Source organism: Alkalihalobacillus sp. FSL W8-0930 (assembly GCA_037965595.1).
Lineage (GTDB): Bacteria > Bacillota > Bacilli > Bacillales > Bacillaceae_D > Alkalicoccobacillus.
Genome location: CP150183.1, coordinates 2,309,097 through 2,332,405 on the forward strand (window position 1 = coordinate 2,309,097; position 23,309 = coordinate 2,332,405).

25 protein-coding genes are annotated in these 23,309 nt (G+C 39.7%); 11 read left to right on the forward strand and 14 right to left on the reverse strand.

Annotated elements, in window-relative coordinates:
• Positions 1-33: 33 nt before the first annotated feature.
• Positions 34-552: a peptidyl-prolyl cis-trans isomerase gene (locus NSQ54_12265; GenBank protein WYP25100.1), complete on the forward strand. Its 519-nt coding sequence runs from the start codon at positions 34-36 to the stop codon at positions 550-552.
• Here NSQ54_12265 and NSQ54_12270 read toward each other — a convergent pair.
• On the reverse strand, positions 547-1,878 hold the full coding sequence (locus NSQ54_12270) for a PhoH family protein (GenBank protein WYP25101.1): 1,332 nt from the start codon (positions 1,876-1,878) through the stop codon (positions 547-549). The two genes, NSQ54_12265 and NSQ54_12270, sit on opposite strands and share 6 nt — an antisense overlap.
• A gap of 290 nt (positions 1,879-2,168) precedes the next feature.
• On the opposite strand from NSQ54_12270, the gene NSQ54_12275 reads away from it, so the two are divergent.
• Positions 2,169-2,342, forward strand: coding sequence for a YlaI family protein (locus NSQ54_12275; GenBank protein ID WYP25102.1), 174 nt, complete (start codon positions 2,169-2,171; stop codon positions 2,340-2,342).
• Between the two features lie 37 nt (positions 2,343-2,379).
• Here the strand turns inward: NSQ54_12275 and NSQ54_12280 are convergent, their stop codons facing one another.
• Complete coding sequence (locus NSQ54_12280; GenBank protein WYP25103.1) at positions 2,380-2,721, reverse strand: YlaH-like family protein; 342 nt, start codon at positions 2,719-2,721, stop codon at positions 2,380-2,382.
• 18 nt (positions 2,722-2,739) lie between these two features.
• Positions 2,740-4,578 (reverse strand): translational GTPase TypA, encoded by a 1,839-nt coding sequence (typA, locus tag NSQ54_12285; protein WYP25104.1) that lies wholly within the window; start codon positions 4,576-4,578, stop codon positions 2,740-2,742.
• A gap of 268 nt (positions 4,579-4,846) precedes the next feature.
• Between typA and NSQ54_12290 the strand changes: the two genes are divergently transcribed.
• The gene (locus tag NSQ54_12290; GenBank protein WYP25105.1) at positions 4,847-5,041 is read left to right on the forward strand and encodes a YlaF family protein; all 195 of its coding nucleotides are present in this window, start codon (positions 4,847-4,849) and stop codon (positions 5,039-5,041) included.
• 28 nt (positions 5,042-5,069) lie between these two features.
• Here the strand turns inward: NSQ54_12290 and NSQ54_12295 are convergent, their stop codons facing one another.
• The 3 genes from NSQ54_12295 to NSQ54_12305 all read right to left on the reverse strand — a co-directional run bounded on the left by NSQ54_12295 (position 5,070) and on the right by NSQ54_12305 (position 7,118).
• The gene (locus NSQ54_12295) at positions 5,070-5,969 is read right to left on the reverse strand and encodes an NAD(P)-dependent oxidoreductase (GenBank protein ID WYP25106.1); all 900 of its coding nucleotides are present in this window, start codon (positions 5,967-5,969) and stop codon (positions 5,070-5,072) included.
• Positions 5,969-6,766 carry an inositol monophosphatase family protein gene (locus tag NSQ54_12300; GenBank protein ID WYP25107.1) on the reverse strand — a complete coding sequence of 266 codons (798 nt, stop codon included), beginning with the start codon at positions 6,764-6,766 and terminating at the stop codon, positions 5,969-5,971. Before NSQ54_12300 ends, NSQ54_12295 begins: the two co-directional genes overlap by 1 nt.
• A 142-nt stretch (positions 6,767-6,908) precedes the next feature.
• Positions 6,909-7,118: a hypothetical protein gene (locus NSQ54_12305; GenBank protein WYP25108.1), complete on the reverse strand. Its 210-nt coding sequence runs from the start codon at positions 7,116-7,118 to the stop codon at positions 6,909-6,911.
• 183 nt (positions 7,119-7,301) lie between these two features.
• Between NSQ54_12305 and NSQ54_12310 the strand changes: the two genes are divergently transcribed.
• Entirely contained in the window at positions 7,302-7,949 is a 648-nt protein-coding gene (locus NSQ54_12310; GenBank protein WYP28556.1) for a DUF1054 domain-containing protein, read from the forward strand.
• Between the two features lie 53 nt (positions 7,950-8,002).
• Here the strand turns inward: NSQ54_12310 and NSQ54_12315 are convergent, their stop codons facing one another.
• The gene (locus NSQ54_12315) at positions 8,003-8,275 is read right to left on the reverse strand and encodes a UPF0223 family protein (GenBank protein ID WYP25109.1); all 273 of its coding nucleotides are present in this window, start codon (positions 8,273-8,275) and stop codon (positions 8,003-8,005) included.
• Between the two features lie 120 nt (positions 8,276-8,395).
• Between NSQ54_12315 and NSQ54_12320 the strand changes: the two genes are divergently transcribed.
• Positions 8,396-9,877: an aminotransferase class I/II-fold pyridoxal phosphate-dependent enzyme gene (locus tag NSQ54_12320; protein WYP25110.1), complete on the forward strand. Its 1,482-nt coding sequence runs from the start codon at positions 8,396-8,398 to the stop codon at positions 9,875-9,877.
• Between the two features lie 155 nt (positions 9,878-10,032).
• Here the strand turns inward: NSQ54_12320 and NSQ54_12325 are convergent, their stop codons facing one another.
• The gene (locus tag NSQ54_12325) at positions 10,033-10,887 is read right to left on the reverse strand and encodes a polysaccharide deacetylase family protein (GenBank protein ID WYP25111.1); all 855 of its coding nucleotides are present in this window, start codon (positions 10,885-10,887) and stop codon (positions 10,033-10,035) included.
• Positions 10,888-11,191: 304 nt separating this feature from the next.
• Between NSQ54_12325 and NSQ54_12330 the strand changes: the two genes are divergently transcribed.
• Both NSQ54_12330 and NSQ54_12335 read left to right on the forward strand, forming a co-directional pair.
• Positions 11,192-12,808, forward strand: coding sequence for a BCCT family transporter (locus NSQ54_12330; GenBank protein ID WYP25112.1), 1,617 nt, complete (start codon positions 11,192-11,194; stop codon positions 12,806-12,808).
• 145 nt (positions 12,809-12,953) lie between these two features.
• On the forward strand, positions 12,954-13,361 hold the full coding sequence (locus NSQ54_12335) for a hypothetical protein (GenBank protein ID WYP25113.1): 408 nt from the start codon (positions 12,954-12,956) through the stop codon (positions 13,359-13,361).
• Between the two features lie 236 nt (positions 13,362-13,597).
• On the opposite strand, the gene lpdA is transcribed toward NSQ54_12335, so the two are convergent.
• The 5 genes from lpdA to NSQ54_12360 form a co-directional block, all read right to left on the reverse strand.
• Complete coding sequence (gene lpdA / locus NSQ54_12340; GenBank protein WYP25114.1) at positions 13,598-15,004, reverse strand: dihydrolipoyl dehydrogenase; 1,407 nt, start codon at positions 15,002-15,004, stop codon at positions 13,598-13,600.
• A 4-nt stretch (positions 15,005-15,008) separates the two neighbouring features.
• On the reverse strand, positions 15,009-16,289 hold the full coding sequence (locus tag NSQ54_12345; protein WYP25115.1) for a dihydrolipoamide acetyltransferase family protein: 1,281 nt from the start codon (positions 16,287-16,289) through the stop codon (positions 15,009-15,011).
• Positions 16,290-16,439: 150 nt separating this feature from the next.
• The gene (locus tag NSQ54_12350; protein WYP25116.1) at positions 16,440-17,417 is read right to left on the reverse strand and encodes an alpha-ketoacid dehydrogenase subunit beta; all 978 of its coding nucleotides are present in this window, start codon (positions 17,415-17,417) and stop codon (positions 16,440-16,442) included.
• A gap of 3 nt (positions 17,418-17,420) precedes the next feature.
• Entirely contained in the window at positions 17,421-18,506 is a 1,086-nt protein-coding gene (pdhA, locus tag NSQ54_12355; protein WYP25117.1) for a pyruvate dehydrogenase (acetyl-transferring) E1 component subunit alpha, read from the reverse strand.
• Positions 18,507-18,909: 403 nt separating this feature from the next.
• Complete coding sequence (locus NSQ54_12360; protein ID WYP25118.1) at positions 18,910-19,560, reverse strand: YkyA family protein; 651 nt, start codon at positions 19,558-19,560, stop codon at positions 18,910-18,912.
• A 171-nt stretch (positions 19,561-19,731) separates the two neighbouring features.
• Here NSQ54_12360 and NSQ54_12365 point away from each other — a divergent pair, with 171 nt between their 5' ends.
• The 4 genes from NSQ54_12365 to rnjA all read left to right on the forward strand — a co-directional run bounded on the left by NSQ54_12365 (position 19,732) and on the right by rnjA (position 22,806).
• Positions 19,732-19,911, forward strand: coding sequence for a YjcZ family sporulation protein (locus NSQ54_12365; protein ID WYP25119.1), 180 nt, complete (start codon positions 19,732-19,734; stop codon positions 19,909-19,911).
• Positions 19,912-20,025: 114 nt separating this feature from the next.
• On the forward strand, positions 20,026-20,568 hold the full coding sequence (gene def / locus NSQ54_12370) for a peptide deformylase (protein WYP25120.1): 543 nt from the start codon (positions 20,026-20,028) through the stop codon (positions 20,566-20,568).
• Positions 20,569-20,922: 354 nt separating this feature from the next.
• Positions 20,923-21,135 (forward strand): DNA-directed RNA polymerase subunit epsilon, encoded by a 213-nt coding sequence (locus tag NSQ54_12375; GenBank protein WYP25121.1) that lies wholly within the window; start codon positions 20,923-20,925, stop codon positions 21,133-21,135.
• 3 nt (positions 21,136-21,138) lie between these two features.
• On the forward strand, positions 21,139-22,806 hold the full coding sequence (gene rnjA, locus NSQ54_12380) for a ribonuclease J1 (GenBank protein ID WYP25122.1): 1,668 nt from the start codon (positions 21,139-21,141) through the stop codon (positions 22,804-22,806).
• 42 nt (positions 22,807-22,848) lie between these two features.
• On the opposite strand, the gene NSQ54_12385 is transcribed toward rnjA, so the two are convergent.
• Complete coding sequence (locus tag NSQ54_12385) at positions 22,849-23,301, reverse strand: TlpA disulfide reductase family protein (protein ID WYP25123.1); 453 nt, start codon at positions 23,299-23,301, stop codon at positions 22,849-22,851.
• Positions 23,302-23,309 lie beyond the last annotated feature (8 nt).

The following is a 23,309-nucleotide window of genomic DNA, read 5'->3' on the forward strand; positions in this document are numbered from 1 at the left end:
TTAAACAGACAGACCAATTTAGGAGGAATCATCTTGAGTGAATTTGTATTTTTTATCGATGGCGAAGTAGATCGCCCATTAACAATTGATCCGACTGTTTGGATTTTCGACGAACGAAAAGTGGATTTAAGCACTTACTTTGACGAGCTAGAAACGATGGATGATGAGATCACAGCTTATCAAAAATCGATCTCAGCCCAATGGGATAAGGAACGTACGGAAGGTTCAGAGCCTCCAAACCCGAACCATAACGGAAATCTCATTCGGTATAACAAGCAAGCGTTGATAAATGGATCATTTGGTATGCCTTTAAAATCTTTTTTATCAAATGCGAACCCTACCGAAAGCGCTTCATCTGTAAAAATTGAAACGGATAACGGAGAGTCCCATTCTTGCTCTCTTGAAGAGGCATTTAAACTAATTGTTGGGTTTTCAAAAGACGGACAGCCGCTAAGAGATAACGGCCCTGTCCACATTTATTACGGTGACGGCTCCAATGCCAAAAATCCAATTACTCATGTAAAGAGAATAGTGATTGAAAACGGTTTATAAAAGATCAGCTGCAAGCTGCGCGAGTCCGGACCTTTCTCCTTTCACTAGCTTCACATGTCCGTGAATGGATTGGTTTTTAAATTTTTCTACTACATAGGTTAGCCCATTTGTGTATTCATCAAGGTATGGGTGGTCGATTTGCTGTGGATCACCCATCAACACAATTTTACTTTTCTCCCCTACTCTAGTCAGGATCGTTTTAATTTCATGCTTCGTGAGATTCTGAGCCTCATCGATAATGATATATTGCTCTGGAATACTCCTCCCCCTGATATACGTAAGTGCCTCCACTTGAATAGATCCCATTCCTGCAAGAATTTGATCAATCTCACCTGGCTTTTTTGTATTAAACAGAAATTCAAGGTTATCATAAATAGGCTGCATCCACGGTCTTAGCTTTTCATCTTTTTCACCGGGCAAATAGCCGATGTCTTTCCCAAGTGGGACAACTGGTCTTGCCACTAACAACTTGTTATACGTATGAAGATCCTCTGTTTGTAATAACCCTGCCGCAAGAGATAATAGTGTTTTTCCAGTTCCTGCTTTTCCGATCATCGTCACAAGCGGAATGTCTTCTCTAAGTAAGAGCTCAAATACCATCTTTTGTTGGACATTTCGAGAGCGGATCCCCCATACCTGATCTGAATCTGAAACAAAGGGTCGTATGTCAAAACCGTTTGGCTCAATTTTCCCTAGAGCAGAGCTAGAACCACCTAAGGAGTCTTTCAGAATGACAAATTGATGCGGATACAGTTGAGTATGAATCGAGAGATCGCCTCGATTGATTCCACCATTGTCATAAAACCGTTTGATAATGTCCTTATCAACATAGACTTCAATATAGCCATCGTAGCCTTCATCAAACTCTACCACTCGATCATTTAAAAAGTCTTCCACGTCCAAACCAAATGCATCAGCCTTTACTCTGACCAGAGCATCCTTGCTGACCAGGGTCACTTTAGCTCCGTTTTTCTTTTCATTTTCTTCTATTGAAAGGTTTAATGCTACAGCAATAATTCGATTATCGTTTGTCATTTCTGCAAATGATTCTTTTAAGTTCTTAAAGGAACGGTGATTTAATTCTACTCGTAGGGATCCACCCGAATCAAGTGGCACTCCCTCATGCAACTTCCCCTTTTCACGCAATTGATCTATTAATTTTGAGATTTGACGAGCATTGCGTCCAATCTCATCCATATTACGTTTCTTAGAATCCACTTCTTCCAATACTACTGCAGGCAGGACTACCTCATGTTTTTGAAAGGCAAAGATAGAATAAGGATCTTGCAGTAACACGTTTGTATCTAACACATAGATTTTTCTCAATATGAATGCCTCCTGACCTGTTATCGACAAGACCTAGCTCAAAACTAACATTCGCATGTAAATGTACATGTTCATATTCATGTGTATGAGACAAACGTGTCGGTTAGACGAGTTTGTCTTGATTAGTTTCTACAAACTTTTCCTTCTCTATTACATTTTATCAAAATCAGTAACCAGTCATTATGAATTTTCAGTAAATGAGAACGTAAAAAGCCCTCTATGACAAATGGGTGTTTATTTATTATATAAATACGCGTACACTATAGATAATAGTAGGAGCGTGAAAAAAGATGAGAGTAAAGTGCGTGTTATGTGATCAAATCGATACAATCAATGATTTAAAACCTTTAGCAAAAAAGCTACGCAATCGGCCTCTTCATACGTATATGTGTCCGACTTGCGAAGAACGTATTACTCGTAAAACGATGGAACGTAATAAAAACCATAACGAAGTTGAATCTTAATACAAAAAAGACAGCGCCAAGGCGCTGTCTTTTTGTATTAAGAGGATTGAGTTCCACTTTGTTCATTTTGCTTTCTATGAAGATGGAGTCTGAATCGGTACCCGCCTAAGAAAATAGCGGAGATCGCCAACACGGCCATGATCGGTGCACCAAATGCGAATTCCATCGTCCAAAGAAAAAAGCAACCAATGACAAGCATTGTATAGATAATGATTGATTTTAAAAGAGGAAGCTTTTGAGCAAAACCAAGCTTAAAAACGATGACTCCAAGAATTACGGTAATTATACATGTCCAAAAACCCAGCCAAGGATATTCTGCTGTTTGCTGCATGAGCCACGAATATTGACCCAGGTCAGCTTGGCTGATATTGTCTTTCATATATCTCCCGCCTTTTTACTAGGATTGGCTTCCTGTCTTCTTACGTTTTTCTGCTCTTTCACGTTCGTTTTTGTTTAAGATCTTTTTACGTAAACGAATTGAATCTGGAGTTAACTCACAATATTCGTCTTCGTTTAGATACTCAATAGATTCTTCAAGCGTCAAGATACGAGGACGCTTCATTGTAACGGTTTGGTCCTTTGTAGCTGAACGAACGTTGGTTTGTTGCTTCATCTTCGTGATGTTAACGGTAAGGTCATTATCACGTGTATGTTCTCCAACAATCATTCCCTCATAAATTTCAGTACCTGGTTCAACAAAGATTGTACCACGGTCTTCTACTTGCATAATTCCGTATTGGCTTGTCTTACCTGATTCAATAGAAACAAGTACACCTTGACGACGTCCACCAACTTGACCACCAAATAATGGCTTGTAGCTATCGAATGAATGGTTAATAATTCCGTAACCACGTGTTTGTGTAAGGAATTCAGTAGAATACCCAATCAAACCACGAGCAGGAACCATGAACTCAAGGCGAACTTGTCCACTACCATTGTTAATCATGTTAACCATTTCACCTTTACGTTCTCCAAGTGATTCCATAACAGCACCAGTGTACTCTTCTGGAACATCGATTTGAACTCGTTCAACTGGCTCTTGGGCAATGCCATCAATTTGACGAACGATAACCTCAGGCTTAGACACTTGAAGCTCATAGCCTTCACGACGCATGTTCTCAATTAGAATTGATAAGTGAAGTTCTCCACGTCCTGAAACAATCCATACTTCCGGTGAATCTGTGTTTTCAACACGAAGACTAACATCCGTTTCAAGCTCAGCTTTCAAGCGCTCTTCAATCTTACGGCTTGTAATAAATTTCCCTTCACGACCTGCAAAAGGACTGTTATTTACAAGGAACGTCATTTGAAGTGTTGGCTCATCAATACGAAGAATCGGAAGGGCTTCTTGGTGTTCAACCGGGCAAACGGTTTCCCCTACGTTAATCTCTTCCATTCCAGATACTGCAATTAGATCTCCAGCTTTTGCTTCTTCAATTTCTACTCGTTTTAAACCAAGGAAACCGAACATTTTTGTTACACGGAACTGTTTAACAGATCCATCAACCTTCATAAGAGCTACTTGTTGTCCAACTTTAATTGTTCCACGGAATACACGTCCTATTCCGATACGACCAAGATAGTCATTGTAATCAAGCATTGTTACTTGGAATTGTAACGGCTCACTGCTGTTATCAATTGGTGCAGGAATCGATTCAATGATCTTGTTTAATAGGCAAGTCATGTTATCGTCTTGCTTCTCAGGATTTAAACTAGATGTACCGTTGATTGCAGAAGCATAAACAACAGGGAAATCTAACTGATCTTCATCTGCTCCTAGATCAATAAACAAATCAACCACTTCATCCACTACTTCAGCTGGACGAGCGAAGTCACGGTCAATCTTGTTAACGACAACAATTGGAGTTAGCTTTTGCTCAAGCGCTTTTTTAAGTACAAAACGCGTTTGAGGCATACAGCCCTCATAAGCATCAACAACAAGTAAAACACCATCAACCATTTTCATGATACGCTCTACTTCACCACCAAAGTCGGCGTGTCCTGGCGTATCCATGATGTTAATGCGTGTATCACCATAGTTAATCGCGGTGTTTTTAGCAAGAATGGTAATTCCACGCTCTTTTTCAATTGCGTTAGAATCCATTGCTCTTTCTGCAACCTGTTCGTTCTCGCGGAACGTACCTGATTGTTTAAGTAATTCATCTACAAGCGTTGTTTTACCGTGGTCAACGTGGGCAATAATTGCGATATTACGTATATCTGAACGACGATCCATATAAAATTTCTCTCCTTAGCTATGTTCAAAAAGCATATGCTTTCTGCTTCTATTTTATAAAACTTCTCAAAATCTCTAGTTCACAACTGTATAAGTATAACATAGTTATCGTTAGAATAAACAAAAGCTTTACCCAATTTTTCATTTTCTACACTTCATTTAACTGAATTACCGAATTGTTTGACGTATTGTCACATGATACCCTTTTCTTTTTTCTAAATCACGGTACACTGTTAATAGAAGTTTTTGGTGTAAGGGAGGACTTGACTTGAAAAAAGAAAACCTTTTATTTTTATTACTAGCCGCGATCACCGTAGCGTGTATTATGAGTATTGGTATAGCCGTTGCTGAGAGAAGCATTATTATTGCCTTACTTGCTGTAGCAGGTGTCATTCTCGCTATGGGACTCGGCTTCACTCTTAAAAAGCGCATTCGTGAAAATAATCAATCTGAAATAAACTAAAAATGAATCCATACAAAAACCAAGGACATTATCCTTGGTTTTTGTGACGTTTTAAGGTGATTCCTGTTTTTTCTTCAAGGGGTCTAACAATTGCACTAACATCTTGGTGACCATATTTTTCTTTGGCTAAAGCAACCTTCTCAGCACCTAGCTTAACCATCTCAAGAGGCATGTCTATCTCTTCTGCCAGATCAAGAGCAAGTCCAATGTCTTTATGAAGGAGATTAATTGAAAATCTTGCATCAAACTCTCGATCAAGAATGGCATCTACCGCCCAATCCATGCTTTTTGAAAATCCAGCACTTTTCTGGATGAGATCATAGGCTACCGCTGGATCAACACCTGCTTTTTCAGCCATCACATAACACTCAGCAAGAGCTGCTTGGTGTACGCCAATTAACATGTTATTTAATAATTTCACAACGGTTCCGCTACCGATTGGACCGACATGGACGATATACGCCCCGTAGGACTTCATCACAGGTTCGGCCCTTAAGAAGGTTTGTTCCTCTCCCCCACACATAATCGTTAGTGTACCCGCGCTTGCTCCCATTGGTCCACCACTAACGGGTGCATCCATAAATTCAGCACCTTTTTCTTGAAGAAGATGTAATACTCGTTCATTTGTTTGACGATCCACAGTAGAATGATCAATCACAATCTTGCCAGGTGATGCTCCCGCAATTAACCCGTCTTCACCCTCATACACGTCTTCGATTGTTTTAGGAACAGGCAAGCATGTCATCACAATATCGCAAATTTCCATCAATTCTTTAGGTGTCTTTGCTTCTTTTGCTCCATAAGCGACCGCCTCATCAATTGGTCCGCGGCTACGACTTACTACATACGTTTCAAAATTAGAGTCAATTAAATGCTTTGTCATTGGCAGGCCCATCGTTCCAAGTCCTATAAAGCCAACTTTTTTCATTAATTCTCCTCCCCTACGTAAGCAGATACGATTTCCCTTTGCAAGGCTGGCTTCGCGGCAATCACCGTTCCTCCATCAAGAAGGGAGAGTGGTTTTCCCGAAAATGAAGATGCACGGTAGCCCATCTCATCTAGTAGAACTTGTGCACCCGCATAATCCCAAGGAGATAAGTTTACACTTAAGTACGCATCTAGACGATCTGCTGCTACATAAGCAAGTTCTATGGCAGCAGCACCGTATGAACGTACGCTTCTAGAATCTCTAACAAGTGCTAGTAGAGGATTTGCATGAGGATGGTCTGTTTCAGTTAACCACCTTGCATTTAACGAAATGATCGACTCATTTAAAGGTCTTTCTTTTCCAGCAACAAGTTCCACATCGTTTACGTACGCCCCTACGCCTTTTACTGCGTAAAACATTTCGTCAGCCATCACATCATAAACGATGCCGATTTTCCCGACACCATCTTCATAGATCCCAATAGAAATGGCGAACTTTATTTTTTGTTGAACAAAGTTCATCGTGCCATCGATCGGATCAATAATCCACGTAATTCCGTCCGTGTTTTCTAGCTTCTCTGCCGTTCCCTCTTCACCTAGAAATGAGTGTTCAGGGAAGGTTTCTTTCACTTTATTGTAAAAAAACGCTTCTGTATTCTTATCTACTTCAGTCACAAGATCATCTGGCCCTGATTTTGCTTCAACCTTAAAAGGATTCGCTAAGGCTTCTTTTATTTGTTCTGCTGCCTCGTATGTCCAGTTCCGAGCTACTTTTCCAAGTTCGTTCCAATCAGCCATTATAAGTCCCCCTAAAGTAAGGTCAAATTACGTTCGTTTCCTAATTACACCATCATTATGACATATTCATCACTAAATGAACACTCATGCAGGTCCAGCAATCAAAAAAAGCGCAATCACCTAAATGATTGCGCTTACATTTCTATTTGCGTATACGCTTTTCTAAGTCTTGAAGCTCTAGCCATTCTTTTCTAAGTTCAAGCAAGTGTAGCTTGCTTTGTGCAATTGCAGAAGTGTCTTCTTTGACGATAGCATCGTGAAGTGTCATAAGTTCATAATCTAACTCCAGCTGTAAAACTGGAAGCCGAAGCGCCTCATCTCTTTCTTGAACAGGATGGATTAATTTCTCCATCTCTCTCACTCCTTTCAAAGCACTAAATCAAATAATTAAAAATTCTGATTTATAAAGATATTATACATTTTCTAGTATTAAAAAGCAATACTAATTCATTAGATCAATCGCAGGCATGATTCATCAATTTTCATCATTTTTATGGTAGAATAAAGACATTAGATTGAACCGAAAAGGGAGTGCATAGATTTGTTTAAGGGATTTACTAAAGAGGATTTTGACGTATTTAAAATAGATGGTCTAGAAGCAAGAATGGATGGTATAAGAGAACGAATTCAACCTTCTTTTCAAGCGATAGCAGATGAAGTAGTCCCTACATTAAGTACTATTGCAGGCGATGAATTCTTCACTCATATCGCCCAGCACGCAAGACGAAAAGTGAATCCTCCAAATGACACATGGGTTGCATTTGCAGCAAATAAAAGAGGTTATAAGATGATGCCACATTTTCAGGTTGGGCTTTATGAATCTCACCTTTTCATTTGGTTTGCAGTTATTTACGAGGCACAAGTGAAATCCAGCTTTGCAAATCAGCTTTTAACAGATGTATCTAAATGGAAACAAACCATTCCTGGAAATTTCTCATGGTCTCTTGACCATATGAAGCCTGAAACACTAAAGCACGAAGATTTAACGGAAGAAGATTTAAAAGAGATGTTTGTTCGTTTACGAGATGTAAAAAAAGCTGAACTGCTTTGCGGGGTAACCATTGATCGAAATGACCCTATCTTAATAGACGGACCCGCGTTGACCTCAAAAATTGAAGAAACGTTTAAGACCGTTTTCCCACTGTATCAAGAATCTCAAAAAGTTCACTCTATGACTACTTAATACAAAAAATAAAATGGCGAGCCATCCATGTTGGTGGTCGCCATTTATTTTTACTAAGGCATACGAACACGATCTGATTCCCCTGCTTTTGCCTTTTGAACGGTACGATAACAGGAAACATTAGCCTCAGCTTCCTCTTCAAATTCCTTACATAGCTGCTTCTCTTCACTTTTTGAAGGGACAATTTCTTTAAAACGTCGATAACGATTCATCAAATCATTTCGGCTGATCCCTGATTTTTGATAAGCCTCCTCTACCCCTTGAAAAAAATGAATGACATCAACTACTTCTTCTTTTGACCAGTCTAATGAAATAGGCATGTTCATCTAACTCAACCCTTCCTAATCTTCCTAGTTACAAAGATCTTTTAATTTGGTATACTCAATTTTGTTTTCCTTTATATTGGTCGCATGCGACCGACATTTTATAGATAGTAGGTGTGCGATTTGCCCAAATCACAACATGTGACACCAATATTTACAGGTGTTAAAGAACATGCACAAAACCAACCCGTACAGTTCCATATACCCGGCCATAAGCAAGGATCCGGAATGGAACCAGAATTCAGAGAATTTATTGGCGATAACGCCTTATCCATTGATATGATAAATATAGCTCCACTTGATGACCTGCATCATCCATCTGGGATCATTAAGGAAGCGCAGGAATTAGCTGCTGAAGCTTTTGGGGCCGATCACACATTCTTCTCTGTTCAGGGAACGAGTGGTGCGATTATGACAATGATTATGGCTGTTTGCAAACCGGGCGAAAAATTGATTGTACCACGGAATGTGCATAAGTCCATTATGTCGGCAATTATTTTCTCGGGTGCCATGCCTGTGTTTATCCATCCTGAGATTGATAAAACACATGGAATTTCACATGGTGTAACAGTATCCTCTGTTGAAAAAGCGCTTGATGCCCATCCGGATGCAAAAGGATTATTAGTGATTAACCCAACGTACTTTGGCGTTGCTGGAGATTTAGAACAAATTGTTGAACTTGCTCACTCATATTCCATGCCAGTACTCGTTGATGAAGCTCACGGTGTACACATACACTTTCATGAGGAACTTCCTTTATCAGCGATGCAAGCAGGCGCTGACATGGCAGCAACCAGCGTGCACAAGCTGGGAGGTTCAATGACACAAAGCTCGATCTTAAATGTTCGTGAAGGCCTTGTCTCAGCTAAAAGAGTCCAGTCGGTCATTAGTATGCTCACAACTACATCTACATCTTATTTACTTTTATCTTCACTAGATGCAGCAAGAAAGCAACTTGCGATTAACGGACATGAACTTCTTCAACAAACCATAGAGTTAGCTCAATATGCACGCGAGCAAATAAATGCAATTAAGGGATTAAACTGCTTAGGAGATCGTCTTCTCTTCTCTGAATCAGCTTTCTCTTACGACCCGACAAAGCTGATCATCTCGTTAAAAGGATTATCCATGTCTGGCCATGATGCAGAGGTTTGGTTAAGGGAGCAATATAAGATTGAAGTTGAGCTTTCAGACTTGTACAATATTTTGTGCATTGTATCCTTTGGTGATACAAAAGAAACAATACAGATCTTAATTTCGGCTCTTCAAGAAATGGCCAATCAATTTCAAGCAGAAGAATTACATGAAACAAACGATATCTCTATCCTCGTACCTGATGTGCCAACACTTGCTTTGTCACCAAGGGATGCTTTTTATGCAGAGGTTGAAGTGATTCCTTTTAAGAAATCAGCAGGGCGCATCATTGCTGAATTTATTATGGTTTACCCTCCAGGTATCCCTATTTTAATTCCTGGTGAAGTGATTACAGCCGAGAATTTGGCGTACGTTCAAAAGAATCTTGAAGCAGGCTTACCTGTACAAGGACCTGAGGATGAAAGCCTCAATACGTTACTCGTTATTAAAGAGAAGCACGCCATTCAATAGTCAAGCACTTAAAAGAGGCTAAGGCTAAACAATAATCAATTAGAAAAGGCAAATGATTCGCTATGAATCATTTGCCTTTTTGTGTGTAAACGAAGCCAGACTCATCCTGTTCAATTTACACTCAACCTTTTTTTTAATTTTTTATATCCTCTTCTCTATTCAATCGTGTGCGGATCCACAAAGTCATACCCTTTATCTCTTAGGCCATCCACAATATCTGAGAGTGCTTCATTCGTCCAGTCACGATCATGCATAAGAAGGTTTGCACCATTTTGGACAAACTCGTTATTTACCATAATATCAGCTAAAGCATCAGCCGATTGATAATCCGACTCCCAGTCATATCCATATGTCCAATTCATTAAGGTCATTCCTTCTTCAGCAACCAGTTCCTTTGAAAAATCAGTATTTGAACCAAACGGCGCTCTAAAGAACCTAGGGCGTTCTCCTATAATGTCTTCCACTTGATCACTCACACTTACAATTTCTTCACGTTGTTCTTCCTCGCTAATTGCCTTTAAATCCGGATGTGTCGCTGTGTGATTCCCGATTTCGAAGCCCATATTATGTATTTCTTTTAATCTTTCTTTTTCTTCATCCGTTGTTAGAAAGTGACCATTCACAAAAAAGATTGCTGGAACATCTTTTTCTTTTAAGGTTTCCGCCATTTCAACGGCATGTTGATCAGGTGCATCATCAATTGTTAAAAGCACAACTTCGGGGTTTGCTTCTTCAATCGGTTCAACAGTCCAAATCACGTCATTGATTTTATATTCTTTCTCGATCTCATCTGAAGCTTGCTCTGATGTCTCGGCTTCTTGCTCTTCTGATTCATCCTCAGACCCTATTTTCTCTTCTTGGTCATCATCTGCTTCCGAATCTGCATTCGTCTCTTCACTCTGTTCTTGACCTTGTACTACTTCTGCTTCATCCACTTGCTGATCAGCTTGAGTTTGACATGCTGCAAGCATTATGACACTAACCGAAGTTAAAAGCATCGTTCGTTTCATTTAAAGTCCCCCCTATTTATCGCTTTAAGATGAAAGTAATCTTAACAATAAATTCCTAATTCCGACAAGTATTCGCATAATGATTCATCATTGTTACACACTTTAGAATTGATTTGGTGAAAAAAAGAAATAATAAGATTCGACATCACTCATAATAATTCGTCAAAAATGTTTAGCATGGACGGTTTGGTGGTAAATAACAGTCTGATTAGTCCATTTTTGCTCATATGTTCGGTTTGTACTTATTTCACAAGTATGATAGCGTAGGGAACGTTGCACATCTTTCAAAGGGGAGAAAAAGAATTTGAAAAAAACAACATCGGTATTCACAATTTCAATAATTATCGCATTAGCTTTTATTCTATGGGGGGTCGTCTTCCCGAATAACCTAGATCATGTTACTACCCTTATACAAGGCTTTTTAACAAATCAATTAGGTTGGTTTTATTTACTGGCTGCAACGGCTTTCGTTGGATTTAGTATTTATTTAATATTTAGTCCGTATGGCAGAATTAAGTTAGGAAAACCAGATGAGAAACCACAATACAGTTTCCTTACATGGTTTGCCTTTCTATTCACTGCAGGTATGGGAATAGGACTCGTTTTCTGGGGAGCTGCTGAACCTATCAGTCATTTCCACACTCCATTCAGAGCTGATCCAGATACAAATCAAGCGGCTGCTGAAGCGATTCAGTATTCAATGTTCCACTGGGGAATTCATCCTTGGGCCATCTATTCTGTTGTTGCACTATGCCTTGCTTATTTTCAATTCCGTAAGGATGAGCCTGCCATTTTCAGTTCTACACTCAGACCGATTGCAGGAAACAGAGTAGACGGTGGATTAGGTACAACAATTAACGTGTTCGTTGTTATTGCAACCATTTTTGGAGTAGCAACTTCACTTGGGTTTGGTGCCGCACAAATATCCGGAGGGTTAGGATTTTTATTTCCTGCCATCACTAATATGAACCCAACGCTTCTAAACTTAATTGTCATTATCATTGTTACTATTTTGTTTAGTGTCTCTGCAATAAGTGGAATAGACAAAGGCATTCGTTACTTAAGTAATCTAAACGTTTACCTTGCCATTGCCCTTATGCTGTTTATACTCTTTGCAGGCTCTACTGCTTATATGATGGGCGTTTTCACACAGGGTATCGGTAACTACCTACAGAACTTTATTAACATGAGTTTTTCACTAGACATCTATGATGTAGAAAATACGTGGATTCAAGATTGGACTTTATTTTACTGGGCTTGGTGGATCTCATGGTCTCCATTTGTTGGTTCATTTATTGCTCGTGTTTCAAGAGGTCGTACGATTAGAGAATTTATTATCGGTGTAATTGCGGTTCCAGCATTGTTTGGTGCATTATGGTTCTCTGTGTTTGGCGGAGCTGCCATTCAACTTGAACGCTTAGGAAGTAATTTTGGTGATATGATTACAGCATCTGGTGAGGAAGTAGCATTGTTTGCGTTACTTGAACAGTTTCCTTTAACGATGTTCGTATCAATTGTTGCAGTTATCTTAATAGCTTCATTTTTCGTTACATCTGCAGACTCAGCTACGGTTGTGCTAGGAATGCAAACAACAAATGGTATGCTTAATCCACCAAACGTTGTTAAATTAGTATGGGGAATCATTATCTCAGGTACAGCAGCTGTTCTTCTAACTTCTGAACAAGGATTAACCGCCTTACAGACTACAGCGATTATCGGAGCCTTCCCTTTTACCTTTATTATGATCTTAATGATTGTATCCCTTATGAAATCACTGGGAGAAGAAAAACCATTGCTTGCTCAAGATAAAGAAAGACTGCGCCAAGAGCGTGCACGATTAAAAAGTGAGCAAAATAAGTTAAAAGAAGAGAAAGAAAAGTTTAGAAAAGCTAAAATAGATAGCTTAAAAAATAAAAAATAAATAAAGAAAGCCGAGAATTCACTGAAATTCTCGGCTTTTTTCTTACTATCTATTTCTATTTCATTACAATTATGTTACCTCCCCTCTTATCTCTAGAAAACATGATAAACTTAAAAAAAGTGATGGATCGGAAGGGCGTGAGTGTGTGAATAAATGGCTATATTTAATTTGTACGGTTGCACTATTATTTTTGACAAGCTGTGTTGCTGCGTCAACCTCTGCCGTCAACCCTATTGAAGAAGCTGATGAAGACACTCCGGTAGCCGTGTTATTCTCCGATGCTGATAATCCCGAGAAAGAACAAGAAACGATTTATTATGATGCTCTCATTGAACTCTCTAGTAGTCACCCTGATGAAATGCCTCCACTTGTAATCGTAGACTCTTCGGAACAAGAAAAAATCCAATACTTTGAAGTTGAACAATTTCCAACTATATTATGTTTAGATGGGGACGATGTTTCTCTTAGGATAGAAGGTATGAATAAAAAGGAAGAGATCCTCTCTCTTCTATCAAATCTTCTCGAATTAAACTTAAAACTTGGACAAGTATAGGTGTTTTACTACCCTTCCACATATTGTTATAAACCAGGCCTCCTAGAGACCTGGTTTTAATTTTGCTTATATTAGAATTCATAACACTCGTCTAATGGCGCACGTGCGGCTATATGAGCTCCCAACTCAATCTGAAACTATTTATCTTTGCATTACGCTAAAACGCGGAGAACCCACTTCAGTGGCGATTTAAGAGACAATAAAAAAAGCCTCCCAAATATGGGAGGCTTTTCTACTTACATGATATGAATTGGAGAACCTAGAGCAACTTCTGCTGCTTCCATTGTAATTTCACCAAGTGTTGGATGCGCATGAATGGTAAGAGCGATATCTTCCGCTGTCATACCCGTTTCAATTGCAAGACCTAGCTCAGCAATTACGTCAGATGCATTTACACCAGCAACCTGAGCTCCAATTAGAAGGCCATCTTCTTTACGAGTGATCAGCTTCATGAAGCCTTCAGTGTCGTTAAGAGAAAGAGCACGTCCGTTTGCAGCATAAGGGAACTTCGAAGCTTTCACATCGTAACCAGCTTCTTTAGCTTCAGCTTCCGTATAACCAACTGTAGCTAGCTCTGGATCAGAGAAGCATACGGCTGGAATGCCTAGATAGTCAATTTCAGACTTTTCACCAGCAATAACTTCTGCTGCCACTTTACCTTCATAAGAAGCTTTGTGCGCAAGAGCTGGTCCTTCAACGATGTCACCAATTGCGTAGATGTTTTTAACGCTTGTACGAGTTTGCTTATCAATTTTGATTAGACCACGATCAGTCATTTCAATACCAATTGCTTCAAGTCCAAGCTCATCTGTGTTTGGCTTACGTCCAACTGTTACTAGTAGGTAATCAGCTTCAATCGCTTGCTCTTCCCCACCAACTTCAGCTTTAACTGTTACGCCATCAGCAGACTCATCTACACCAAGTGCTTTCGCATCAGTGTGAATCGTTACATTGTTCTTTTTCAAGCGTTTCTCAACAAGCTTGGCCATTTGTTTTTCAAATCCAGGAAGAATTTGTTTCGCCCCTTCAATGATTGTTACTTCAGCACCAAGGTTAGAGTAAGCACCTGCAAGCTCAACTCCAATGTATCCTCCACCAATTACAACAAGCTTCTTAGGTACTTCTTTAAGAGCTAGTGCACCAGTAGAACTGATTACACGATCAGTAAACTTAAACGCTGGAAGCTCGATTGGGCTAGAACCTGTAGCGATAATGCAGTTTTTGAATTTGTACGTAGTCGCACTGTTTTCATCTGCAACTTTTACTGTATCTTCAGAAGAGAAGTAAGCTTCTCCTTGAACGTAATCAATTTTGTTTCCTTTGAAAAGTCCTTGAACTCCACCTGTTAATTTCTTAACAACAGATGCTTTCCATTCTTGTACTTTATCGAAGTTCACTGAAACATTTTCAGCAACAATACCGATATCATCAGAATGCTTAGCAGTGTGAAGCTTGTGACCAGCAGAGATAAGTGCTTTAGATGGGATACACCCAACGTTTAAGCAAACTCCTCCGATTGTCGCTTTTTCAACTACTGTTACTTTTTGTCCTAACTGCGCTGCACGAATTGCTGCAACGTATCCCCCTGGACCTGAACCAATGACTAGTGTGTCTACTTCGTTAGCGAAATCTCCTACAACCATTTGTTTAACCCTCCATTAAAAGTAATTGCGGATCGTTTAACAAGCGTTTAACGTGATTAACTGCGTTTTGAGCTGTTACTCCATCAATTAGACGGTGGTCATAACTGAATGAAAGTGCAAGCATTGTTGCAACAACGATTTCCCCATTTTTCACTACAGCTTTGTCTTCAATACGACCGATACCAAGGATTGCAACTTCAGGGTGGTTAATAACTGGAGTGAACCATTGACCACGAGCTGAACCAAGGTTAGAGATCGTAATAGATCCGCCTTTCATTTCAGCGCCAGAAAGCTTACCATCACGAGCTTTTACAGCTAGATCATTAATATCATCAGCTAGCTCATAGATAGACTTACGATCAGCATTTTTCACAACTGGTACTACAAGACCTTGCTCTGTATCTGCAGCAATACCGATGTTGAAGTATTTTTTGTATACAATTTCTTGTGCTTCATCATCAATTGAAGCGTTAAGAGCTGGATACTTTTTGATTGCAGATGTTAATGCTTTAACAACATAAGGAAGGTACGTTAGCTTTGTTCCTTGCTCAGCTGCTTGTTCTTTGTACTGCTTACGGTGCGCAACAAGATTCGTTACTTCAATCTCGTCTAAGTGCGTTACGTGTGGAGCAGTGTGTTTAGAGTTAACCATTGCTTTTGCAATTGCTTTACGGATTCCTTTAAGTGGAACACGCTCTTCAAGCTCTTCAGAAGAAGCAGCCGGAGCAGATGTAGATGCAGAAGAAGTCGTTTTCTCTTCTTTTGCTTCTGTTTCAGATGCTTGTGCAGCTGGCTGATCTCCAGATAGATACGCATCGATGTCTTCTTTAACTACTCGTCCGTTTTTACCAGAACCACTAACTGCTTGGATCTTAACGTCTTTTTCACGAGCATACTTACGTACAGAAGGCATAGCAATAACACGACTATCGTCGCTCGCGTCTTCAGATTGAGCTTCTTTAGAAGTTGCTTCAGACTTTTCTTCCTTCGCTTCTTCTTTTGGAGCTTCCTCTTTTGCTTCTTCTTTAGCAGGCTCAGCGTCACCAGAACCGTCATCAATTGTGAGGATAACGTCTCCTACAACACTAACTGTTCCTTCTTCAACCTTAACTTCGATAATCTTACCGTCAACTGGAGATGGAAGTTCAACAACTGATTTGTCGTTTTGTACTTCTAGAAGGATATCATCCTCTTTTACTTCGTCTCCTGCTTTAACAAACCACTTTACGATTTCACCTTCGTGGATACCTTCTCCCACTTCAGGAAGTTTATATTCATATGCCAAGCTTAAGCGCCTCCTTCATTATACCTTGATTTCACCTTGCTTAAAAGGAAAGAACGACACCTTGTGACAGTTTCGGACATGATTTGAACACACCTAAGCCTAGCCACACGGTTTCGTTTCCTTTTTTGTTTAGAGCTTTAGCTCTTTATATTAGAAGTTAATAACTTCTTTTGCTTTTTCAACGATATCTTTGTGGTTTGGTAACCAAAGATCCTCAGCTGTAGCAAATGCGTACACTGTATCAGGTGCTGTTACACGTAGAACCGGCGCTTCTAATGAAAGAATTGCACGTTCTGTAATTTCTGAAACAACATTTGCAGCAATACCTGCTTGCTTTTGTGCTTCTTGAACAACAATTGCACGGTTTGTTTTCTCAACAGATGCGATAACTGTTTCAACATCAAACGGGCTAATTGTCATTAAGTCGATAACCTCTGCTTCAATTCCCTCTTCAGCAAGCTCTTCAGCTGCTTTAAGTGAAGCTTGTACCATAGCACCGTAAGCAACGATTGTAATGTCTTTACCTTCGCGCTTAATGTCTGCTTTTCCAAGCTCGATTGTGTACTCTTCCTCAGGAACCTCTTGACGGAATGAGCGATAAAGCTTCATGTGCTCAAGGAACACAACTGGATCATTATCACGGATCGCAGAGATGATTAATCCTTTAGCATCGTATGGATTAGAAGGAATAACCACTTTAAGACCAGGCGTTTGAGCCATTAGGCCTTCAAGCGAATCAGCATGCATTTCAGGTGTTTTTACTCCACCACCAAATGGTGAACGGATTGTAATCGGCATTGTTTGCTTTCCACCTGAACGGTAACGCCAGCGAGACATTTGACCAGCAACTGAATCAAATACTTCGAACACAAATCCGAAGAATTGGATTTCCATAACTGGACGGTGATCTGTTAGCGCAAGACCGATTGCTAAACCACCAATACCAGACTCAGCAAGTGGTGTATCAAATACACGATCCTCACCAAATTCTTTTTGAAGATTTTCAGTTACACGGAAAACTCCACCGTTGTTACCTACGTCTTCACCAAAAATAAGTACATCTTCATTTGTTTTAAGCTCATTACGAAGACCATCCGTAATTGCTTGAGCCATTGTCCAATTACCCATGACTTAGTTCGACTCCTTTGCCGTAAATTCTTCCAATTGCTCGCGAATATTAACAGGAGCTTCATCAAACATATTGTTAAGCATTCCAGTAACCTTCATCTTAGGCTCTTGGTCTGCTTTTTTGATTGCTTCTTTAATTTCTTCTTTAGCTTTCTCAGTTACTTCGTTTTCTTGCTCTTCGCTCCAAAGCTTTTTCGCTTCAAGGAACTTGCGGAAACGAATTAACGGATCTTTCTTAGCCCACTCATCATCTTCTTCAGAAGTACGGTAGCGAGTTGGGTCATCCCCAGCCATTGTGTGTGCACCATAACGATACGTAAGTGTTTCAATTAATGTAGGACCTTCTCCAGCTAGTGCACGCTTACGAGCTTCTGAAGTTGCTGCGTATACAGCAAGAACGTCCATACCATCAACTTGAATGCCTTCAATACCAGCAGCAACAGCTTTCTGTGCAATCGTTTTTGCAGCTGATTGCTTTTCAACTGGTACAGAAATAGCAAAACGGTTGTTTTGAACGACAAATACTGCAGGTGCATTGTAAGCTCCAGCAAAGTTCATTCCTTCATAGAAATCCCCTTGAGATGCTCCACCGTCACCAGTGTATGTGATACAAATGTTTTCTTTTTTCTTACGCTTTAGTCCAAGGGCTACACCAGCAGTTTGAATGATTTGTGCTCCGATGATGATTTGTGGAACAGCTACATTCAAGCCATCCGGGAATTCACTTCCAGCAACGTGACCGCGCGACCATAGGAACGCTTGATAAAGCGGAAGTCCGTGGAATACAAGCTGTGGAATATCACGGTAACCAGGAAGAATCCAGTCTTCTTTATCTAATGCAAAATGCGAACCAAGCATAGATGCTTCTTGTCCTGCCATCGGTGCATAGAATCCAAGACGACCTTGACGGTTAAGTGCAATGGCACGTTGATCCCAGATACGCGTATAAACCATACGACGCATTAACTCCTGTAATTGTTCATCGCTTAAATCAGGCATAGCTGATTCGTTAACGACTTCGCCTTCCTCATTTAAAATTTGGAAGGTTTCAAATTGCTCTTCTACTTGCTCAATGGTTTTTGTACCCAATTTGTCCACCTCATCCTTTCATATTCAACGTTCGCGACCGTCTACCTTTATTGTTGTGCAAGAACATACAAAGTTCATTCAGTTAGGATACCCAATGTCTAGCTATCCATAACCTTAAACATTCATATTGAAACGTATTTGTATCAAATGTTGCACGATTGAAATTAAGACAATTGCGAGCTAAGAACAACAAAAACTTAGAGTATAACTGTATTAGTTATAGATAAATAATACTGATACACTCTGTTACTTCATCTAGTCTACATTACCAGTGTTAATTCAGTCAATTCTTTTGTTTTAATCAGAATGATGACGCTTGTCTCTTAACTCAAAAACTGTTAAAAAGATGCATCTGTGTTATACAGCACATCTTTTTATACTGGTACAGTTTTGGTGTATTGTATTAGTCGAACGTTACATTTAAATCAGCAGACTCATAAAATGCTCGTTTTGCTTGGTTGTATGTATCTGTTTGTTGATTAAATTGGTCTGTTGCTTCTTTCAGTTCATCATACTTACTGTTTACTTGGTCAATATGATCCTCAAGCTCTTCAACATTTAAATCCTCTTGTGCAAGTAGTTCATATAGGGTTTGGTCAAGGTCAAGTGACTCCGCATATAAATCGTGTAACGATTGATAACTTTCATACCGTTGTTCAATTGCTTCCTGAACTTCTTCGGCATGAGCTTTTGCCTCTTCGTTTTCAATGCTTTCAATTTCAGGTTCCGCTTTTGCTGCTTCTTCGTATCCTGCTTCAATTCCGTTTTTCTCTTCAGCTAAGAAGTCTCTTCTTTGATCAACAGATGCGATCAGCTGGTCTGTTAATGAGACAATTTCATCGTACTCGTCCATTCCTAGCTCAATAACCTCTTCATACCATTGTTGTTCCTGCTCTTCTGCCTCTTGTAGTGATGATTGGTTTTCTGTATAAGCAGATTCTTCTTCGACCCCGGCTTCTAGATGATCATACACTGTTTTTTCTGGGTTAGAGTTACAAGCAGCAAGCATCGCCCCTAATGAAATCACAGAGAAAAGTCCCACAAATTTCTTCATACTGTTATGCCTCCTCATTCAACATCTTTTAAAGTGTGACACACTTCGAGAAAGTCCGTCAATTAAAATAAGAGCAAAGAATATGGGCATTTGTCTATCCACATTTTTAGTCTGTGCATATGGTATGAGTGAATCGTCTGTTAGGCGATATAACAAAGGAGGGTTTTACAAATGGGATACGGATATGGTGGACATTGTCATGAGTGTTATGATCCTTGTGGATACGGATATGGTGGACCAGTAGGCGGATACGGTCATGAAAAAGGTGGAAACGGTTTTGCTTTAATCGTTGTTTTATTTATCCTTTTAATTATTGTTGGAGCTTGCGGGCTTGGTGGAGGCTACAAATAAGTTAGTGTCACAATAAGGGGGTCTCCCCCTTATTACATAGATATTTTTCTTTAATCCTTGCTATTTGCCCCACTTCTTTTTAAAGTATAGCTAGAGATTAAAGGAGTGAATGACATGTTAACCATGAAAGACATCGTGCGTGAAGGAGATCCAGTCTTAAGAAAAGTAGCTGAGCCTGTTGCCCTCCCCCCTTCTAAAGAGGATATTGATACATTAAATGAAATGCTTGATTACTTAGTAAATAGTCAGGATCCTGAAGTGGCTGAGAAATACGATCTTCGTCCCGGTATTGGGATTGCCGCTCCACAGATTGGCGTTTCAAAACGAATGTTTGCCCTTCATTTAATAGATGAATGGGATAACGAATATAGTCTTGGACTTATTAACCCACGTATTATTAGTCATTCTGTTGAAGAGACGCACCTAGAAAATGGCGAAGGTTGTTTATCTGTTGACCGTCCCATCGATGGATTAGTACCCCGTTATGCTAGAATTACAGTTAAAGCAACATCAATAGAAGGCGAAGAAATCAAAATGCGATTAAAAGGCATTGCTGCCATTGCCTTTCAACACGAGTTGGACCATTTAAATGGCATTATGTTTTATGACCGGATTGAAGGATATGAAGATTCGTTAAAAGTAGATGTAACAAAATAAAGTGTAAAAGACGAGGCGATGGCCTCGTCTTTTTTATTTTCATTAAGAAAAAATTACCTGCAAGATTTAGTCGGAAGCCTCGCATACTAACAACAAAATCTTTTATTCGTGTATGAACTTGGAAAGGAGCCTAAACCATGTTACGTAAATTAAAACAAAAACTCATTAAAAGCTGTAAAAACTTATTACCTAAAAGTCGACTTCTTGAGGTTTAAATGCCTGTTTTACTGAGAAAACTGGGGAGCATCGAGAAAACGAATAGGAATTTTATTTCGCTTTCTAGAAAAGAATCAATGAAATAAACAGGGCATTGCTTTATAATGGGTGTTAAACAATGTCTAAGGAGAGGTAAGTATGAGTATATTTAAAGTATTTTTTCAAGAGTCACCATCGGAGGTCCCTGTTCGTGAGTGGACGCAAACGGTTTATGTAGAGGGCGAGTCCGAAGCAGATGTTCGCAAAAAACTAATTGATCGCAAGTATAATATTGAATTTGTCACAAAACTCTCTGGAGCTCATCTTGAGTATGAGCAAGCAAATGAAGATTTTAAAACGGAGAACGTGTAATTAATGAAGCAAACTAAAAACAACCAAACAGCCGTATTTGCTTTAGGTGGTTTGGGCGAAATCGGTAAAAACACCTATGCCGTTCAGTTTCAGGACGAGATTATTTTAATAGATGCCGGAATTATGTTTCCAGAGGACGAACTTCTTGGTATTGATTATGTAATTCCTGATTATACGTACCTTGTTAAGAATGAAGATAAAATTAAAGGCCTATTCATCACACATGGTCACGAGGACCACATCGGTGGAGTACCTTACCTATTAAAAGCTGTGAATGTACCAATCTATGGTGGAAAGCTTGCTCTTGGTCTTCTTAAAGGAAAACTTGAGGAACATGGACTTCTTCGTTCGGCCAAACTTCATGAAATTCAAGAAGAAGATGTGATTAAATTCACTAAAACATCGGTTTCCTTCTTCAGAACCACTCATAGTATTCCTGATGCCTATGGAATCGTTGTAAAAACGCCTCCTGGTAATGTTGTACATACGGGTGACTTTAAGTTTGATTTCACTCCTGTAGGAGAACCTGCTAACTTAACGAAGATGGCTAAGATCGGTGAAGATGGTGTTCTTTGCCTCCTTTCAGATAGTACAAACAGTGAGATTCCTGAATTCACAATGTCTGAACGTAAGGTTGGGGAAAGTATCGATGGTGTGTTCCGTAAAGTAGAAGGTAGAATTATCTTTGCTACTTTTGCATCGAACATTCATCGCCTTCAACAAGTAATCGAATCAGCTGTGACGCATGGTCGAAAAGTTGCTGTGTTTGGTCGTAGTATGGAGTCAGCCATTAATATTGGACAAGACCTTGGATATATCAATGCACCGAAGAGTACATTCATCGACTACTCTCAGCTGAATAAGCTGCCTGATAGTCAGGTTGTTATTCTTTGTACAGGAAGTCAAGGTGAGCCAATGGCAGCTCTTTCTCGTATTGCCTTTGGTACGCACCGTCAAATTCAAATCATTCCTGGTGATACGGTTGTATTCTCTTCTTCCCCTATTCCAGGTAATACGTTAAGCGTAAGCAAAACGATTAACCAATTGTATCGCGCTGGTGCAAATGTCATTCATGGTCCATTAAGTGATATTCACACATCAGGACATGGTGGACAAGAAGAGCAGAAGCTGATGCTTCGCCTAATGAAACCGAAGTACTTCCTTCCGATCCATGGTGAGTACCGGATGCTTAAAATGCACAGTAAGCTAGCTCAGGACTGTGGTGTTGCAGCAGAAAACTGCTTTATCATGGATAATGGTGATGTACTTGCCTTGCATCCTGATGAAGCGGGGATCTCGGGTAAGGTTCCTTCAGGCTCTGTTTATGTTGATGGGAACGGAATTGGCGATATTGGTAACATCGTTTTGCGTGATCGCCGAATTCTATCTGAGGAAGGTCTTGTAATTATTGTGGTTAGCTTAAACATGAAGGAATTCAAAGTGACAGCTGGACCTGACCTGATCTCACGTGGCTTCGTATACATGCGTGAATCCAGTGATTTAATTTATGAAGCTCAAAAGCTTTTAGCGAAACATTTGGATACAATCATGGAGCGCAAAACCACGCAATGGTCTGAAATTAAGAATGAATTGGCCGATACACTCGGACCATTTTTGTATGAAAGAACAAAACGTAAGCCGATGATTTTACCGATTATCATGGAAATATAAAAAAAGAAGCGATCATCTCGGATGATCGCTTCTTTTTATGTTCTATTCTTTTATTCCTAATACGCGATTCACACGTTTTGTCAGCATTTTCATGCCGCCGCCACCCGCTTGGAAATGGCGCAGTTGCCCTTCTTCATCAAATACATAATAAGAAGGTACATACTCATTTTCAAATGCATCTGTAAGCTTGTGCTCACTATCAACATAGATCGGCTGATCAATGTTGTGCTCCGCTGCTACCTTTTTAATTTCTTCAAGATCTAAATCTTTTTCAGAACGTGGCATGTGTACCGCAACCACATTTAATTGATCTTTATAGGTGTCACGAAACTCATTCACATTTGGCATTGCTTCTTTACATAAACCACAGCTGATAGACCAAAAATGAATCAGTGTCGGTTTTGATCCGACTAACTCTCCTCTTGTTACTTCACCGTTTAACCATTCAGTTGCCCCGTCTAATGCAGGCATTTGCGAACGTAGTTTTAAAGCCACTTTTGTTC

Bases quoted from the DNA above. Each gene is read 5' to 3' on its own strand.
- NSQ54_12350 (WYP25116.1), bottom strand. From the start codon at position 17,417: ATGGGTAATTGGACAATGGCTCAAGCAATTACGGATGGTCTTCGTAAT.
- lpdA (WYP25114.1), bottom strand. From the start codon at position 15,004: ATGGTTGTAGGAGATTTCGCTAACGAAGTAGACACACTAGTCATTGGT.
- NSQ54_12305 (WYP25108.1), bottom strand. From the start codon at position 7,118: ATGGAGAAATTAATCCATCCTGTTCAAGAAAGAGATGAGGCGCTTCGG.
- def (WYP25120.1), top strand. From the start codon at position 20,026: ATGTTAACCATGAAAGACATCGTGCGTGAAGGAGATCCAGTCTTAAGA.
- NSQ54_12360 (WYP25118.1), bottom strand. From the start codon at position 19,560: ATGAAGAAATTTGTGGGACTTTTCTCTGTGATTTCATTAGGGGCGATG.
- NSQ54_12375 (WYP25121.1), top strand. From the start codon at position 20,923: ATGAGTATATTTAAAGTATTTTTTCAAGAGTCACCATCGGAGGTCCCT.
- NSQ54_12365 (WYP25119.1), top strand. From the start codon at position 19,732: ATGGGATACGGATATGGTGGACATTGTCATGAGTGTTATGATCCTTGT.
- NSQ54_12295 (WYP25106.1), bottom strand. From the start codon at position 5,969: ATGAAAAAAGTTGGCTTTATAGGACTTGGAACGATGGGCCTGCCAATG.
- NSQ54_12300 (WYP25107.1), bottom strand. From the start codon at position 6,766: ATGGCTGATTGGAACGAACTTGGAAAAGTAGCTCGGAACTGGACATAC.
- NSQ54_12325 (WYP25111.1), bottom strand. From the start codon at position 10,887: ATGAAACGAACGATGCTTTTAACTTCGGTTAGTGTCATAATGCTTGCA.
- rnjA (WYP25122.1), top strand. From the start codon at position 21,139: ATGAAGCAAACTAAAAACAACCAAACAGCCGTATTTGCTTTAGGTGGT.
- NSQ54_12315 (WYP25109.1), bottom strand. From the start codon at position 8,275: ATGAACATGCCTATTTCATTAGACTGGTCAAAAGAAGAAGTAGTTGAT.
- NSQ54_12275 (WYP25102.1), top strand. From the start codon at position 2,169: ATGAGAGTAAAGTGCGTGTTATGTGATCAAATCGATACAATCAATGAT.
- NSQ54_12280 (WYP25103.1), bottom strand. From the start codon at position 2,721: ATGAAAGACAATATCAGCCAAGCTGACCTGGGTCAATATTCGTGGCTC.
- typA (WYP25104.1), bottom strand. From the start codon at position 4,578: ATGGATCGTCGTTCAGATATACGTAATATCGCAATTATTGCCCACGTT.